This window comes from Mesorhizobium sp. RCAM 06353 (genome assembly GCF_059683585.1).
Window position 1 is genome coordinate 722,738 of record NZ_CM185031.1, and the last position, 15,598, is coordinate 738,335.

The window sequence follows — 15,598 nt, forward strand, 5'->3', positions numbered from 1 at the left end:
GGATAGGCTATTCGAGTCAAAATGAGACACAAGCAGAAACTTAGAGGTTGTTGATTTACCTTCTATTAACCTTAACGGCGAAGCGCCCATCTGAGAATGTCCCTGGTGAGCAATGCGCCGGAGAAGGATGGGGATCATAGCCTCCGGGACATGGCACCTCCATCAACAAACAGGTGGGTGAGCGAGGCCACACTGGGCTGAGGATGATCTTGGCGCCCGCGCCTGGCGGTACTTGAAATCACGGCACCAGTTGGGCTGTCCGTTTGCCGGTGGGACGCAGGTCAGCGGCGAATGGCCAGGTGACATTCGACATCGTTTCGATACCCGATGCACTGAGCGCGGCGCCGAACAGGAAGCCTTGCACGAGATCGGGCTTGACCTGCAAGGCCAGTATCTTGAGCTGCTCGAAGGTCTCGACGCCTTCGACGGTCACGGAAAGTCCCAGTGGCCGCGACAGCTTGACGATGCCCTTGAGCAGTTCCAGCGAACGCGGGTTCTGGGTGACATCTATCAGGAACGAGCGGTCGATCTTGATCTTGTCGAGCGGCAGCTTGTGCAGATAGCTCAGGCTCGAATAGCCGGTGCCGAAATCGTCAAGCGCGATGCGAACGCCAATCTGCTTCAGCTCCTCGATGTACTGCCGCGTCAGCGACTTGTCGTCGAGCAGCGCGGTTTCAGTGACCTCGATTTCCAGCCTGCCGGCGGCGAGACCGGAACTGGCCAGCGCGTCGCGAACCTTCTGGATGACGTCGCGGTTGCGGAAATCCTTGGCTGAGAGGTTGACCGAGACACTGGTCTGATCCGGCCATTTGGCGCATTCGGTGCAGGCTGCCTGCAACACGAAGGTGCTGATCTCGGAAATGATGCCCATTTCCTCGGCGAGCGGAATGAAGATGCCGGGCGAAATCGGCCCGAGATCGGGATGATCCCAGCGGCACAGCGCCTCGCAGCTGGCGATGCGCATGGTGCTCATCGACACGATAGGCTGATAGACGACCCGCAGGCTCTTGCTTTCCACCGCGCTGCGCAGATCCGCCTTCATCAGCTGGCGGTTGCGGAACGCCGCGTCCATTGCCGCCTCGAACAGCCGCCAGCCGTTCTTGCCAAGCTCCTTGGCCTTGTAAAGCGCCAGATCCGCCTTGACGATCATGGCGTCGACATCGCTGTCCTTGACCCGTGCCAATACCGCGCCGCCGCTGGCCTGGATGCGCAGCCCATGGCCGGCGACGTCCACCTCGCCCTGCAATGCTGCAAAGATCTCGTCGATCTGCGTGGTCAGATGGCTTTCATCCTCGATGCGGTCGAAGAAGACCATGAATTCGTCGCCGCCGAAACGGCTGACAGTGATGCCTTGCCCTGCAACGCCGGCAAGACGCTCGGCAACCGCGTAGATCAACCCGTCGCCGATCGGATGCCCGAGCGTGTCGTTGACGCTCTTGAAATCATCGAGGTCGAGCACGGCCAGACCGCAGAGACGGTCGCGGTCTCCGGACGCCATCGCCTCGCCGACGAGTTCATGGAAATAGGCGCGATTGGGCAGGCCGGTGAGATTGTCGTAGCGAGCCATGAAGCGGATCTTGTCTTCCGCCTCGACACGCGCCGTCACGTCCTCGAAGGTGATGACCCCCAGTTCCTGGCTGCCTTCACGGGCTGAGAATTCATAGTGCTGGCCGTTGGCGAGGGAAACGAGCACCTTGCGGTCGCGGCCCTCGCGCAGGGCGCGTGTCAGCTGGGCCTCGATATAGCGGCAATCCTTCGGCGCCAGCATGCCGCCGGCGACACCACGCATCAAAAGACCGTGGATCGATCGTCCGAGCAACGCATCCCCGGACTTGAGCGACATCAGATGGGCGGCTTCGGCATTGGCGACCGCTACGCGACCGTTGGGGCCGAGCATGACAAGGCCGTGCGACATGGTGTTGAGGGCGCGATCGAACCTGTGCGCCAGCTTCCTCGCTTCCTTGTGGCCAATGACCGCCGAGAAAAGCACGTCGCGGACGTGGTCGGCACTGTTGATCGTGATGAACGTCAGCGGGATGATCATCAAGCCCAGGACGACCGAAGGGACATCCATGCGCAGCAAGAGTGCAAGTGCTGCCGGGCCGATGAAGGTCACGGAAAAAATCCGCACCATGAGCGGAGACCCGTAGTTCCGGCCAACAACCGTCACCAAAGTTGCGATGGCCAGCGACGTCGCGGCCAGTTCGGCAAAGGGGTCGGGATAAACATAGATCGATATGAAGCACAGCGCGCCCAACCCGAGGCCCTGCAGGCTGCCCTTGAGGATGTAGTTGCGCTCCCACCGTTGCGCCTCTTGGACATTGCTTATTACACCGCCCGCTTTTCGGAAGTCACGAATGCCGAAGTAGCGGAAAAGGCTGATGGACAGCAGAGTAAAGGAGAAGGCCAGGAACAATGGATTGTGCGTGCGGAAGTAGATCATGAATCCGAGGATCCAGTAGCAGACGCCGCCAATCACCAGCATGTGGGCGTTGTCGAACAACGACCGCACAAACTGGATGTAAACATCCGCCGGGATGTTTTCGGTCTTTGTTCTGCCCATGTCGTCGGCCCAACGCTAGGCCTCGTCATCCCACATCCGCCTTAAGAAAGGCTTAGAACAGTGGTTTCGGCTCGGTTGCCGAAGGCGCGCGAAGGCAGGACCGGCCGGGAAATCAAGCTTCAGGTAAACAAGGCCTTCACTCGGCGGCCTGAAGTGCCGGCCCCGCCGGTGCGTTTGCGAGGCGCTGGAGCAATCGGGAGCGCTCCCCCGCGGCCTTTTCAGCACTGGCCTGCCGGACATGGCCATAACCACGGATGAGCGCGGGGACCGAGACGAGAGCGACCGCCGCATCAGCCTTATCAGGCGCCAGCGACTTGGCGACGAGTTCAAGATCCGCCTCATATTGTGCCAAAAGCTGCCGTTCCATGCGCCGTTCGGCGGTGTAGCCGAACAGGTCGAAAGCGGTGCCACGCAGGCCCTTCAGCGCCGCCAGCAGGCGAAAACCCTTCATCATCCAAGGCCCGAAGCTCGATTTCCGGGGGCTTCCGTCATTGCCGCGACGTCCCATGATCGGCGGCGCGAGATGGAATTCGAGTTTTTCGTAGCTCTGGAACTGCTTGCCCAGCTCGGCGGCAAAGGAGCCGTCGGTGTAGAGCCGCGCCACCTCGTATTCGTCCTTGATCGCCATCAGCTTGAACAGGTTCCTGGCCGCCGCCTCGGTCACGGCGGTCGAGCCGGGCACGGCCTTGGCTTCCGCGGCACGCAGCAGCGCCAGCCGGTCGGCATAGCGCTTGCCGTAGGCGGCGTTCTGGTAAGCGGTCAGGAAGACGACACGGCGGGCAATGATTTCGTCCAGCGTCTGCGCGACCGGGGCGGTTTGTCCCGCCTTGCCCGGCTGGGCGACGAGGCCGCGCACGAAATCCGGCTGGTGCGCCGCACGGCGGCCCCAACGGAAGGCGGCGATGTTCATCGCCACCGCTTCGCCGTTCAATTCGATAGCTTTTTCAACGGCTTCCGCCGACAACGGCAGACCGCCATGCTGGAACGCAAAGCCGAGCATGAACATGTTGGCGCCGAGCGAATTGCCGAATAGCGCGGTGGCGGTGCGGGTGGCGTCGAAGAAATGCGCCTTGTCGTCGCCGGCGGCGGTGCGGATCGCTTTCTTCAGGCGTTCGATCGGCAACGAGAAATCCGCCGACCGGGCAAACTCGCCGGGCATGATCTCGGCGGTGTTGGCGAGGAAGATGGTGTGGCCCTCGCGCACTGCCGTCAGTACCTTCTTGGCACCCGAGACGACGAGGTCGCAGCCAAGCACGAGATCGGCCTTCCCCGCCGAAACACGGATGGCATGGATGTCGTCCGGCGTGCGGGCAATGCGCACATGGGTGAACACCGAGCCGCCCTTCTGGGCAAGGCCGGCCATATCGATCATGCCGCAGCCCTTGTCCTCGAGATGGGCCGCCATGCCGAGCACGGCGCCGACGGTGACGACGCCAGTGCCGCCGACACCATCGATGATCGCCGCCCAGCCTTGCTCGCCCAGCGGGAATTCGGCAGGCGTCGGCACGCCGTCGAGCGGATCGGTCTTGCCGGCCAGGCCTTCAGCCTTGCGGATCTTGGCGCCGTGCACGGTGACGAAGGACGGGCAGAAGCCGTTGACGCAGGAGAAATCCTTGTTGCAGCTCGACTGGTCGATCTTGCGCTTGCGGCCGAATTCGGTCTCGACCGGCTGGATGGAGACACAGTTCGACTGCACGCCGCAATCGCCACAGCCTTCGCAGACCAGTTCGTTGATGAAGACGCGCTTGTCGGGATCGGGAAAGGTGCCGCGCTTGCGGCGCCGACGTTTTTCGGCGGCACAGGTCTGGTCGTAGAGCAGGACCGAGACGCCCTTGACGTCGCGCAGCTCGCGCTGGACGAGATCGAGGTCGTCGCGGTGGTGGATGGTGGCGCCGGCCGGGAATTCGGCCTTGCCGGCATATTTGTCCGGTTCGTCGGTGACGATGGCGATGCGGTCGACGCCCTCGGCCCGCACCTGCCTGGCGATCATGTCCACCGTCAGGCCGCCCTCATGCGGCTGGCCGCCGGTCATCGCCACGGCGTCGTTGTAGAGGATCTTGTAGGTGATGTTGGCATCACTCGACAGGGCGAAGCGGATCGCCAGCGTGCCGGAATGGTTGTAGGTGCCGTCACCCAGATTCTGGAAGATGTGATCGCGCTTCGAGAAGGGCGCCTGGCCGACCCATTGCGCGCCTTCGCCGCCCATGGCTGTGAAGCCCAGCGTGTTGCGGTCCATCCAAAGCGCCATGAAATGGCAGCCAATGCCAGCGGCGGCGATCGAGCCATCCGGCACCTTGGTCGAGGAATTGTGCGGGCAACCCGAACAGAAGAAGGGCGTACGCGAACCGATGTCGGTGGCATCCGCCAGCATCGCCTGGAACTGGCGCAGCTTGCCCACCCGCGCCGAAATCTCCTCTGACGGGCCGATGGTTTTGACGATCCTTTCGCCAAGGGCAATAGCGATCTCGTTGGGGTCGAGCGCGCCCTTGGCTGGAAACAGCCAATCGCCGCGCTCATCCTTCTTGCCGACGATGACCGGCTGCGTGGCGGTGCCGTAGAGGCTTTCGCGCAGCTGCACCTCGATTAGAGAGCGCTTCTCTTCGACGACGACGATGGTGTCGAGGCCGCGGGCAAAGTCGGCGATGTGATGCAGGTCGAGCGGCCAGGGGCAACCGACCTTGAACAGCCGCACGCCGATGCGGTTGGCGGCCGCCTCGTCGATGCCGATATCCTCCAGCGCCTGGCGGACATCGAGATAGCTCTTGCCCAGCGTGATGATGCCGAGCTTCGGGCTGCGGCCGCCCGAATAGACGATGTGGTTCAGCCCGTTGGCATGGATGAAGGCGGAGGCCGCGGCACGCTTGTACTCATGCAGCCGCTCCTCCTGGCCCAGCATGTCGATCTCGTGGCGGATGTTGAGGCCGCCCGGCGGCATGTCGAACTCCGGCACAACGATGTTGAGCCGTTCGAGCGAGGCATCGACCGACGCCGTCGATTCGATGTTGTCCTTGACGCATTTGATCGCCGCCCAGGTGCCGGCGAAACGCGACATGGCAAAGCCGTAGAGGCCGTAGTCGATGATCTCCTGGACGCCGGCCGGGTTGAGGATCGGCACCATGGTGTCGACGAACAGGAATTCGGTGGCATGCGCATTGGTCGAGGATTCGGCCATATGGTCGTCACCCATCAGGGCGAGCACACCGCCATGCTTCGACGAGCCGGCGAGATTGGCGTGGCGGAACACGTCGCCTGAACGATCGACGCCCGGACCCTTGCCGTACCAGACCGAAAAGACACCATCATGGGTACCCTCGCCCAGCAATTCCGTCTGCTGCGATCCCCAGCAGGCGGTGGCGGCAAGCTCCTCGTTGAGGCCGGGCTGGAAGACGATGTCGGCCCCGGCAAGCTGCTTCTTCGCCTTCCACAGCTGCATGTCGAGGCCGCCGAGCGGCGAGCCGCGATAGCCGGAGACGAAACCGGCCGTGTTCAGGCCAGCGCGCCGGTCGCGCTCGCGCTGCATCAGGAGCATGCGGATGACCGCCTGCGCGCCGGACAGGAAGATGCGCTCCTTTCCAAGGTTGAACTTGTCGTCGAGCGCGACATCATGCAGCGTCATCAGGCATTTCCTCTGCGGAGGCCGCGCGGGGGCAGGCAGCCAACGTCGGAGTCGGATGACGCATCCTTTCTCCCCTTGCAAGGCAGGTCAAACAAAATCGCAGGTGCCAGGCAACGCGAAACGAACAGTCCGCCGCCATCCCGAACCGGTACGAAACCGACCCGCGGACGTTGCCCGACGCACGAAAATTTCAACAGTTGCCGCTGCGCCTAGATGGCTTTCGAGCAATCCGGCTTCGGCTCATCCGGCAGCTTGCCGTCGGGATGGCCGACCAGGTCGGGATTGGCCGTGTAGAGCTGGTCGATGACCAGCGGCCGGTCGGGCAACACCGACTGATCCTCCGTCGACATCAATGTGGTGTCGATCTTCTGCAGGACCGCACCGTCGGAGCCCTTGATGCTGATGGCGATCGCATAAGGCTTGTTCTTGACGACGCAGGTCAGCGCCGGGCTTTCCAGGGTCACCTTGTCGAGCTTCGGCCAGACCTTCTGCTCGACCACCAGCGGCGCGCCGCCGGCGGGATCCTGGAAGCTGGCGACCGCGACCTGGCCCGCTCCCATCGGCTGCAGGGGCCGCAATGTCACGACATAGGTTGCCCTGGCGAGACGGTAGTTGAAGACGAATATCTTGCCGGAGATTTCGAACAGCCTGCCTTCGCTTTCCTTGCCGGTGTCGCGGCAGGCGCCGAGCGCAGCGGCAGCAATCAATGCAGCGCCGACAACGATCGAACGGGAAAACCTCTTAAGCATCTTTGACCTCATTGGCCGCCAAGCGGCGGCGGCGATAGTGACGACTTGCCTTCTGACGGTTGCCGCACACCGCCATGTCGCACCAAAGGCGGCTGGAATTACGGCTCCTGTCGACGAACAGCCAGGTGCAGTTGGGGCAGATCCTGAGCCGCGCGACGGTGTCGTCGCGCAGCAGCGACAGGGCCGAAACCGCCAGCGCCGCCTCGAAGGCAATCGGTGTCAGGGGATCGCCGAACGGCCTTCCCGCCGCACCGATCTCGGTCCGGCTGTCGGCCAGGCCCTCGGCGCAGGCGCGCAGGAAGTCTGGCAGGTCAGCGGTGGCGACCGCGCCCTTCGACACCGCGCCGCGAAACAGCCGGTCGGTCGTCTCGCGGATCGACAGCACGACGGGCGCGATTGCCGTGGGCGAGGATACCGCCAGCCGCCTGTCGCCAAGCTCGGCGGCGCGAAAGCCGGTGGCCGCATCAGCGAAGCGGGCAATCTCGGCCGGATCATCGAAGCGGTCGAATGTCTTCTCCGGATCGCCGCGCAGCACGACGGTGTTGGCCGTGTCGAGCGCAAGCATACCGCCGGTGAAGCGGTGTGGGGTCCAGGATACCGTCATACCAGAAATCTAACCGATAAATCGCATTTGACAAGTTAGATTCAGCAATGCAAACCTTCACATGGGCGCGGTCACCGCAGCCTTTGTCTTGCGCATGTCGTTGTCCCAAAGCCGCCGCACTGTTTTGATCGACATGCTCCTGGGGTTTTGCATGCTCTACTTCTTCCAGCAGATGCTGAACGGGCTGCATTCGGGCGCGCTCTATGCGTTGCTCGCCTTCGGCTACGTGCTGACCAACGGCATCCTGCACCGCACCAACCTCGCCTATGGCGCGCTGTTCGCCTTCTGCGGCCAGGTCATGATCCTCAGCGTCGCCTTCGGCTACCAGGTGCTGTGGCTGACGCTGTTGGCATCGGTGCTGTTCGGCGTCGTCGCGGCATTGCTCTATGCCGCGCTGATCAGCCATGTCCTGTCGCGCAGCGTCTTCGAACCGTTGGCCGACCGCACGCCCAATGCCATCGTGGTGACGACGCTGGGCATCCTGATCGTCCTGTCGGAATCAAGCCGCATCGCGGCCGATACCCATGATCTGTGGCTGCCGCCAATGCTTGCCCAGCCCATCGTCTTCGCTGAAGGCGCCGGCTTCAAAGCGACGCTGACACTGATCCAGGTGCTCGACTGCGCGGTGGTGCTGGCGGCAGTCGCACTCGCCACCCGGGGGTTTGCCCGCTCAAACTTCGGCCGGTCCTGGCGCGCTGTCTCCGACGACCCACGAGCCGCAGCGCTGTGCGGCGTCGATGTGCGCCGCGTGTTCCGGCATGCCGTGCTGCTCGGTGGCTTCTGCGCCGCCCTGGCCGGTGTCATGGCCAGCCTCTACTATGGCAATGTCAGCTTTGGTTCCGGCCTCGTCTACGGTCTGAAGATCCTGTTCGTGACGGCGGTCGGCGGCTATCTCTCGCCACCACGGGCGGCCCTGGGCGCGGCCGCCTTCGGCATGGCCGAATCACTGTGGGCCGGCTATTTCCCGGTCGAATGGCGCGATGCCTGGATGTACCTGTTCCTGGTGGCCATGCTGATCCTGATCGGCGCCGGCCGCGACACCGGCAAGGTCGTCTGAGCCGATCAGACTTTGGTTGCATGACGCCGGGGCAGACCGCCAGTCTCCGGCCTCGCCCTTCATCCAATGCCGTTTTGCTGCCTCCATCCTTGTTGACCCGTCCAGCCACGCGCGGCATACCGTTGGGCCACGAGGCGTGACGGCAGGGGGAGCCTGCGCGCCTCCGGTACAAGGGAGGACTGCATGGAAGGGCCGCTCGCTCTGTCGCGGGGTATCGACCGCCTCAACGAATTCATCGGCAAATCGGTGTCCTGGCTGATCCTGCTGGCGATCTTGGTGAGCGCCGCCAATGCCATCATCCGCAAGATCTTCGATATTTCGTCAAACGCGTGGCTGGAGCTGCAATGGTACCTGTTCGGCGCCGCCTTCATGCTGGCGGCCGCCTACACGCTGAAGCAGAACGAGCATATCCGCATCGACATCGTCTACGGTATGTTTTCACGCCGCGTGCAGCACTGGATCGACCTTCTCGGCCATATCCTCTTCCTGATGCCGTTCGTGACGCTGATGGTCATCTATTTCGTCCCCTATGTGTCGCTGTCGATTCGCAGCGGCGAGATGTCCAACAATTCCGGCGGGCTGATCGTCTGGCCGGCCAAGGCCATCCTGCTGGTCGGGTTTTTCCTGCTGGCACTGCAGGGGATCTCCGAAATCATCAAGAAGATCGCCATCATGCGGGGCCTCATGGACGATCCCAATCCCTTTATTTCCGTGCACGAACAGGCTGAACTCGAAGCCAAAGCGCTCGCAGACGAGGTGCGCTCGTGATGGAATTCATCGCCCAAAACATGGCGCCGATCATGTTCGCCTCGTTGATCCTGTTCATGCTGATCGGCTATCCCGTCGCCTTCTCGCTGGCCGCGAACGGATTGATGTTCTTCTTCATCGGCGTGCTTTTGACGCCCTATTCGGGCGGTGCGATCAACCTCGCCTGGCCGCTGCTCTATGCGCTTCCGGACAATTTCTACGGCAGCCGGGTGATGTCGAACGACACGCTGCTGGCCATTCCGTTCTTCACCTTCATGGGCATCGTGCTCGAACGATCGGGCATGGCCGAGGACCTGCTCGACACGATCGGCCAGCTGTTCGGGCCAATCCGTGGCGGCCTCGCCTATGCGGTGATCTTCGTCGGCGCATTGTTGGCCGCTACCACCGGCGTGGTGGCGGCGTCCGTGATCGCCATGGGGCTGATCTCGCTGCCGATCATGCTGCGCTACGGCTATGACCGCCGGCTGGCGTCCGGCGTCATTGCCGCCTCCGGTACGCTCGCCCAGATCATCCCGCCTTCGCTGGTGCTGATCGTGCTCGCCGACCAGCTCGGCCGCTCGGTCGGCGACATGTATGCCGGCGCGTTGATCCCGGGCCTGGTCCTGACCGGTCTCTATGCGCTTTACATTCTCATCGTCTCGATCTTCCGGCCGAAAATGGTGCCGGCGCTGCCGCTCGAAGCGCGCACGCTCGGCCATGGCGTGATTTCGCTGCTGGTGGCGCTGGCGGTGTCGGTGGCCATCTCCTATGCCGCGTACCGCTACCTGGCACCGGCGCATGGCGACAATGCCGACATTCTCGGCGCCTGCGTCGGTGTGATCCTGATCTATGTCGTCGCGATCGCCGACAGAAGGCTGAACATCCACATGATGTCGCGGCTGGCGCAGCAGGTCGTCATCGTGCTGATCCCGCCGCTGGCGCTGATCTTCCTGGTGCTGGGCACCATCTTCCTCGGCATCGCCACGCCAACGGAAGGCGGCGCCATGGGCGCGGTCGGCGCACTGGCAATGGCCGCGGCAAAAGGCCGACTGTCGCTGGACGTGATCAAGCAGGCGCTGGCCTCGACGACGCGGCTGTCGTCCTTCGTGCTTTTCATCCTGATCGGCGCACGCGTGTTCTCGCTCACCTTCTACGGCGTCAACGGCCAGATCTGGGTCGAGCATTTGCTGACCTCGCTGCCGGGCGGCGAAGTCGGCTTCCTGATCGGCGTCAACATCCTCGTCTTCTTCCTGGCCTTTTTCCTCGACTTCTTCGAACTGGCCTTCATCATCGTGCCACTGCTGGCGCCGGCAGCCGACAAGCTCGGCATCGACCTGATCTGGTTCGGCGTGCTGCTCGGCGTCAACATGCAGACCAGCTTCATGCACCCGCCCTTCGGCTTCGCGCTGTTCTACCTGCGTTCGGTGGCCGCCCGCGTGCCCTATCTCGACCGCCTTACGGGCAAGCAGATCGCGCCGGTGACGACCGGGCAGATCTATTGGGGCGCGGTGCCCTTCGTCCTGATCCAGGTGGTGATGATCGGACTGACCATCACCTTCCCGCAAATGGTGATGCGCTATAAGGGCACAGTGACCGATCCGGGCACGATCGACTACAAGGTGCCGGAAGTGCCAGGCCTATCGCCGCTGGGTACTCCGCCGGCTGGTGGCACAGCTCCTGCCAATGGCGGTGCCGCACCGGCAGCGCCCGGCACGCCGGACCTGTCGCAACCGCCGAGTTTCGGCGATGCGCCGCCGGCCAAGCCGGCGACACCGACGCCGGACCTTTCGCAGCCGCCGAGCTTCAACTGATGGGGGCAACGCCATGAAAGCAGTGCGGCTGGAAGCAGTGGGCAGCATCGCGTTGCGTGAAGTCGACCAACCCATCCCCGGCCCGGACGAGATTCTGGTGCGCATCGAGGCCTGCGGCGTCTGCGGCACCGACCGGCATCTTTTCCACGGCGAATTTCCGTGCCGGCCACCGGTGACGCCCGGACATGAATTTTCCGGCATCATCGAGGCGGTTGGCGACGCCGTTTCCGGCTTTGCCGTCGGCGACCGTGTCACCGGCGATCCCAACATCGCCTGCGGGCGATGCCCGCATTGCCATGCCGGCCGGGTCAATCTCTGCCGCAATCTCAACGCCGTCGGCATCCACCGCGATGGCGGTTTTGCCGAGTATGTCGTGCTGCCGCAGAAGCAGGCCTTCATCCTGCCTGCCGGCTTGCCGCCGACGCATGGTGCATTCTGCGAGCCGCTTGGCTGCTGCCTGCATGGCGTCGACCTTGCCGAAATCAGGCCGGGCAGCTCGGTGGTCGTGCTGGGCGGCGGCGTGATCGGCCTGCTTACCGTACAGCTGGCGCGGCTAGCCGGCGCCACCACCATCATCCTGTCGACCAGGCAGGCTTCGCGACGCACGCTTGCAGAGGCGCTCGGCGCGACCGTGACGGTCGATCCCACCGCTGGCGATGTCATCGATGCCATCGCCGGACCGGCGGGCTTGATGCCGGGCGGCGCCGACGTGGTGTTCGAATGCGCCGGCGTGCGCGAGACCGTCGAGCAGTCGATGCGGCTGGCAAGGGCCGGCGGCACGGTCGTCATCGTCGGCGTGACGCCGCAAGGTGTGAAGGCGGAATTCGAGCCCTTCGACCTGTTGTTTAGGGAATTGAAGGTGGTTGGCTCGTTCCTCAATCCCTACACGCATCGCCGCGCCGCCGAACTTATCGCGTCGGGCACGATCGAGATCGACCGGCTGATCTCCAGGCAGGTGCCGCTCGAAGAGGCGGCTGACGTCATCGCCAATCCGCCGGCGCCCGGCGAGGTCAAGGTGCTGGTGGTGCCAGGCCGGGCCTGAGTCAAAGCCAGCCGCGCAGGGGACCGCTTGCTGCCACGCCGGCGATCGGCTATTCAGCCGGCGCCGAAAAAGACATGGCCGGTTCGGTAGTCCGGTCTCTTCCGTTTTATTTTTTTCGAGCATGGTCTCTGGACAAACGGAAGCCGTTTGTCCGTGAAAACCGGACGCCACTTTTCGGGATCATGCTCAGCGGATGCCTGTTCGCTGCATGAACGTGCGGGAGAATCCGCGGCCGGCAAGCGAGGCGAAAGCCCGCGGGCCGGTTGGGTCATGTCCGGATTTCCTGATGCCACGGTCCCGCCGGTTCTCGGTCTGCAGCCAAGCCTGTCCGCGTTTCAACCGTGACAGGACAAAAGACCATGAAACTGAACCACCTCAACCTCATCACATCAGAAGTCGCGGCTCTTGCCGGCTTCTTCACCAGCCATTTCGGCTTCGAACTCGTCGCCATGCGCGGCAGACAAGCCTTCGCGATCCTGCGCGGAGCCGATGGCTTTGCCCTCAACCTGATGATGCCAGGAAAGGGAGAACCCGCCGCTTACCCATGTCGGCTTCTTCGTCGGCGAACCAGACCTGGTGCACTCCAAACAGGCCGAACTGACTGCGGCAGGCTTCGCGCCGGGCAAGGTCGAGGACCTGACACGCGGCGGCTTCAACTCAACGACCTTCTATTGCGCTGCGCCGGGCGGAATTCTGGTCGAGGTCGGTTCCTCGCCGACCTGAAAAAGAAAGACCCCAGGCGTGTCGCCCGGGGTCTTTCAACGAATGCGATGAGATGGTTTTTACAGCTTGCCGTTGCGCTGCTGGACCATCATGAAGGTGTCGTAATTGTACTCGGCCACCTGTGCCCAGAGATAGTGCTCCTTGCGGAAGCCCTTGATCGATTCCCAGATCTTCTTGAACGGCGCGTTGGAGGCTTCCATCTCGGCATAGACTTCGTTGGCCTTCTCGAAGCAGGCGGCCATGATGTCCTGGCTGAACGGACGCAGTTTGGCGCCACCGGCGACCAGCCGCTTCACCGCCGCGGGATTCAGATAATCGTATTTCTGCAGCATATTGGCATCGGCGGCCTGCGCGGCGGTGCGCAACAGCGATTTGTAAGCCGGCGAAAGCTCGTCGTATTTCGCCTTGTTGAACATCAAATGGACGGTCGGGCCGCCTTCCCACCAGCCGGGATAGTAGTAGTAGGGCGCGACCTTGTAGAAGCCGAGCTTCTCGTCGTCATAGGGGCCGACCCATTCGGCGGCGTCGATCGTGCCTTTTTCCAGCGCCGGATAAATGTCGCCGCCGGCGATCTGCTGCGGCACGACGCCGAGCTTCTGCACCACCTTGCCGGCAAAGCCGCCAATGCGCATCTTGAGGCCCGAGAGATCGGCGACCGTGTTGATCTCCTTGCGGAACCAGCCGCCCATCTGCACGCCGGTATTGCCACCCGGCAGGCCGAAAAGGCCTTGCGTCGCAAGAAACTCGTTGAACAGATCAATGCCGCCGCCATGGTAATGCCAGGCATTCATGCCGCGCGCGTTGAGCGAAAAGGGAACCGCGGCACCCAGCGCCCAGGTCGGGTCCTTGCCCCAGTAATAATATGCCACCGTATGGCAGGCCTCGACCGTGCCGGCCGTGGTGGCGTCCGCGGCCTGCAAGCCGGGCACGAGTTCGCCGGCGGCAAACACCTGGATCTGGAAATTGCCGTCGGTGGCTTCCGACAGCATCTTGGAGAACACTTCGGCACCGCCATAGATGGTGTCGAGCGATTTCGGGAAGGACGACGCCAGCCGCCATGTCACCTTGGGGTTGGACTGGGCGATTGCCGGAGCGGCGAGCGTTGCCGCCGCGGCGGCGGCACCGACGCCGGTCACGCCGGCCTTGCGAATGAATGAACGACGATCCATGCAATTCCTCCCTTTTGGATCAACAGACCGATTTTCGGGAAATCCTCGGCTCCCCGCATCGGTTGACCGAAACAATACACGGGCAACAGGTCTAGTCCAGCACGGCGGCCGGATTTGGTAACCAAGCCATGCGACCTTGCAACTATAGTCTAACAGGGGATTTCGTGGCCCATGCGACACGCTGAAACTTGGCATGGAAAAATGCCCGGAGATCGCCTATTTTGAAGGCAGGACATCCCTTGCCCGATGGAAAACAGACCCAAAATGCACCAACCGCTCGTCGCCATATCGACCGACGTCCGTCAGTTCGACAACTACACTTGGCATGCCGCCCCACAGCAATATCTGGAAGCAGCGATTACCGGCGCCGGCGTGTTCCCGCTGCTGGTGCCATCGTTCGGCGACAGGCTCGACTTCGACGAACTTCTGTCCTCGGTCGACGGCGTCATGGTCACCGGCTCGAAATCCAACGTGCATCCCTCGCTCTATGGTGGTGATGCCAGCGAAGCCAACGGCCCCTACGACCCGGCGCGTGACGCCACCACGCTGCCGTTGATCCGCCGGGCGATCGAGCGCGGCGTGCCGCTGCTCGCCATTTGCCGTGGTATCCAGGAGCTGAACGTCGCGCTCGGCGGCACGCTGGGCACCGAGATCCAGGAGCGCGAGGGTTCGCTCGACCACCGCGCTCCGGTGAGCGACGAACAGGACGAACGCTTCGCCATCCACCAGACCATTTCGATCAAGCCAGGCAGTTGCCTGGCCGGCGTGTTCGGCGCCGGTGACATCAAGGTCAATTCCTTGCATCGCCAGGCGATCGACCGGCTGGGGTCGAAGCTCGAGATCGAGGCAGTTGCCACGGACGGCACGGTCGAAGCGGTTTCGGTCAAGGGCGCTCGTGCCTTTGCCGTCGGCGTCCAGTGGCATCCGGAATACTGGGTCAAATCGGACAGCAATTCGGCCAAGATTTTCCGCGCCTTCGGGGGTGCGGTGCGCCTGCATGCGGCGGCAAAGGCTGGCTCGCGGGCTGCCGCGGAATAGTCAGTCGTCAGTCTTCCGATCGCTCGCCAGTGACAGCAAGGGCGTGGCCGGGGCGTAGGACTCGTAGCCATCTCCGTCGGCGACGCTGAAGGTGACAATCGGATCGATGCCGTTGGCGCTGAAGGCGACGGTTCCGTCATTCTGGTCACGCCAAAACTTTGCCCGTTCTATACCGGGCAGCAGACGACGGCATGTCGGAGCAACGGTAAGCAGGGACAAGCCATCCGAAAGTTCGGCCCCGCGGCTGACCGCGCAGGCTGCCTCGCCATTGGCGACCAGCCTGTAGGTGTTGGACGGCGCGGCTTCATTGGCGACGCTTTCGCCATTGCCGTCATGAAACAGTTGAACGCCACCAAACAGGGCGGCGGCGGCGATCAACGCGGAAAGCACTTTCATCATTCTTCATCCATGCAAGCGGGGCAGGATGGAGAATGATTTCAAAGGGTTAAGCTGGCGTTAATAAATGTGGCAACTGCCGA

The 15,598-nt window shown here is 63.1% G+C and carries 12 protein-coding genes; 5 read left to right on the top strand and 7 right to left on the bottom strand.

The genetic code is table 11. The features are described 5' to 3' along the window. Positions 1-238: 238 nt before the first annotated feature. The 4 genes from AC56QX_RS03215 to AC56QX_RS03230 all read right to left on the bottom strand — a co-directional run bounded on the left by AC56QX_RS03215 (position 239) and on the right by AC56QX_RS03230 (position 7,532). Complete coding sequence (locus AC56QX_RS03215; protein WP_497113679.1) at positions 239-2,563, bottom strand: putative bifunctional diguanylate cyclase/phosphodiesterase; 2,325 nt, start codon at positions 2,561-2,563, stop codon at positions 239-241. Between the two features lie 136 nt (positions 2,564-2,699). Beyond that, complete coding sequence (locus tag AC56QX_RS03220; protein ID WP_497113680.1) at positions 2,700-6,179, bottom strand: indolepyruvate ferredoxin oxidoreductase family protein; 3,480 nt, start codon at positions 6,177-6,179, stop codon at positions 2,700-2,702. Between the two features lie 209 nt (positions 6,180-6,388). Further along, the gene (locus AC56QX_RS03225) at positions 6,389-6,928 is read right to left on the bottom strand and encodes a hypothetical protein (RefSeq protein WP_497113681.1); all 540 of its coding nucleotides are present in this window, start codon (positions 6,926-6,928) and stop codon (positions 6,389-6,391) included. Continuing rightward, the gene (locus AC56QX_RS03230; protein WP_497113682.1) at positions 6,921-7,532 is read right to left on the bottom strand and encodes a CGNR zinc finger domain-containing protein; all 612 of its coding nucleotides are present in this window, start codon (positions 7,530-7,532) and stop codon (positions 6,921-6,923) included. The genes AC56QX_RS03225 and AC56QX_RS03230 overlap by 8 nt, the downstream gene beginning before the upstream one ends. A gap of 151 nt (positions 7,533-7,683) precedes the next feature. Between AC56QX_RS03230 and AC56QX_RS03235 the strand changes: the two genes are divergently transcribed. The 4 genes from AC56QX_RS03235 to AC56QX_RS03250 all read left to right on the top strand — a co-directional run bounded on the left by AC56QX_RS03235 (position 7,684) and on the right by AC56QX_RS03250 (position 12,189). Beyond that, positions 7,684-8,589, top strand: a complete 906-nt coding sequence (locus AC56QX_RS03235; protein WP_497113683.1) for a branched-chain amino acid ABC transporter permease — start codon at positions 7,684-7,686, stop codon at positions 8,587-8,589. Between the two features lie 183 nt (positions 8,590-8,772). Beyond that, positions 8,773-9,357, top strand: coding sequence for a TRAP transporter small permease subunit (locus AC56QX_RS03240; RefSeq protein ID WP_497113684.1), 585 nt, complete (start codon positions 8,773-8,775; stop codon positions 9,355-9,357). Continuing rightward, on the top strand, positions 9,357-11,147 hold the full coding sequence (locus tag AC56QX_RS03245) for a TRAP transporter large permease (RefSeq protein WP_497113685.1): 1,791 nt from the start codon (positions 9,357-9,359) through the stop codon (positions 11,145-11,147). Before AC56QX_RS03240 ends, AC56QX_RS03245 begins: the two co-directional genes overlap by 1 nt. Before the next feature lie 13 nt (positions 11,148-11,160). Beyond that, a complete protein-coding gene (locus AC56QX_RS03250) occupies positions 11,161-12,189 on the top strand; it encodes a zinc-dependent alcohol dehydrogenase family protein (protein ID WP_497113686.1) in 1,029 nt (342 codons plus the stop codon). 389 nt (positions 12,190-12,578) lie between these two features. Here AC56QX_RS03250 and AC56QX_RS03255 read toward each other — a convergent pair whose 3' ends face one another. Next, positions 12,579-12,845 (bottom strand): hypothetical protein, encoded by a 267-nt coding sequence (locus AC56QX_RS03255; protein WP_497113687.1) that lies wholly within the window; start codon positions 12,843-12,845, stop codon positions 12,579-12,581. Between the two features lie 126 nt (positions 12,846-12,971). Then, positions 12,972-14,081 carry a TRAP transporter substrate-binding protein gene (locus tag AC56QX_RS03260; protein ID WP_497113688.1) on the bottom strand — a complete coding sequence of 370 codons (1,110 nt, stop codon included), beginning with the start codon at positions 14,079-14,081 and terminating at the stop codon, positions 12,972-12,974. Positions 14,082-14,345: 264 nt separating this feature from the next. Between AC56QX_RS03260 and AC56QX_RS03265 the strand changes: the two genes are divergently transcribed. Next, a complete protein-coding gene (locus AC56QX_RS03265) occupies positions 14,346-15,119 on the top strand; it encodes a gamma-glutamyl-gamma-aminobutyrate hydrolase family protein (protein ID WP_497113689.1) in 774 nt (257 codons plus the stop codon). Here AC56QX_RS03265 and AC56QX_RS03270 read toward each other — a convergent pair whose 3' ends face one another. Continuing rightward, a complete protein-coding gene (locus AC56QX_RS03270) occupies positions 15,120-15,515 on the bottom strand; it encodes a hypothetical protein (RefSeq protein ID WP_497113690.1) in 396 nt (131 codons plus the stop codon). Positions 15,516-15,598 lie beyond the last annotated feature (83 nt).

What these genes read in the sequence shown, in the direction of transcription:
- AC56QX_RS03215 (WP_497113679.1), bottom strand. Translation starts at nt 2,563, where the DNA reads ATGGGCAGAACAAAGACCGAAAACATCCCGGCGGATGTTTACATCCAG.
- AC56QX_RS03220 (WP_497113680.1), bottom strand. Translation starts at nt 6,179, where the DNA reads ATGACGCTGCATGATGTCGCGCTCGACGACAAGTTCAACCTTGGAAAG.
- AC56QX_RS03225 (WP_497113681.1), bottom strand. Translation starts at nt 6,928, where the DNA reads ATGCTTAAGAGGTTTTCCCGTTCGATCGTTGTCGGCGCTGCATTGATT.
- AC56QX_RS03230 (WP_497113682.1), bottom strand. Translation starts at nt 7,532, where the DNA reads ATGACGGTATCCTGGACCCCACACCGCTTCACCGGCGGTATGCTTGCG.
- AC56QX_RS03235 (WP_497113683.1), top strand. Translation starts at nt 7,684, where the DNA reads ATGCTCTACTTCTTCCAGCAGATGCTGAACGGGCTGCATTCGGGCGCG.
- AC56QX_RS03240 (WP_497113684.1), top strand. Translation starts at nt 8,773, where the DNA reads ATGGAAGGGCCGCTCGCTCTGTCGCGGGGTATCGACCGCCTCAACGAA.
- AC56QX_RS03245 (WP_497113685.1), top strand. Translation starts at nt 9,357, where the DNA reads ATGGAATTCATCGCCCAAAACATGGCGCCGATCATGTTCGCCTCGTTG.
- AC56QX_RS03250 (WP_497113686.1), top strand. Translation starts at nt 11,161, where the DNA reads ATGAAAGCAGTGCGGCTGGAAGCAGTGGGCAGCATCGCGTTGCGTGAA.
- AC56QX_RS03260 (WP_497113688.1), bottom strand. Translation starts at nt 14,081, where the DNA reads ATGGATCGTCGTTCATTCATTCGCAAGGCCGGCGTGACCGGCGTCGGT.
- AC56QX_RS03265 (WP_497113689.1), top strand. Translation starts at nt 14,346, where the DNA reads ATGCACCAACCGCTCGTCGCCATATCGACCGACGTCCGTCAGTTCGAC.
- AC56QX_RS03270 (WP_497113690.1), bottom strand. Translation starts at nt 15,515, where the DNA reads ATGAAAGTGCTTTCCGCGTTGATCGCCGCCGCCGCCCTGTTTGGTGGC.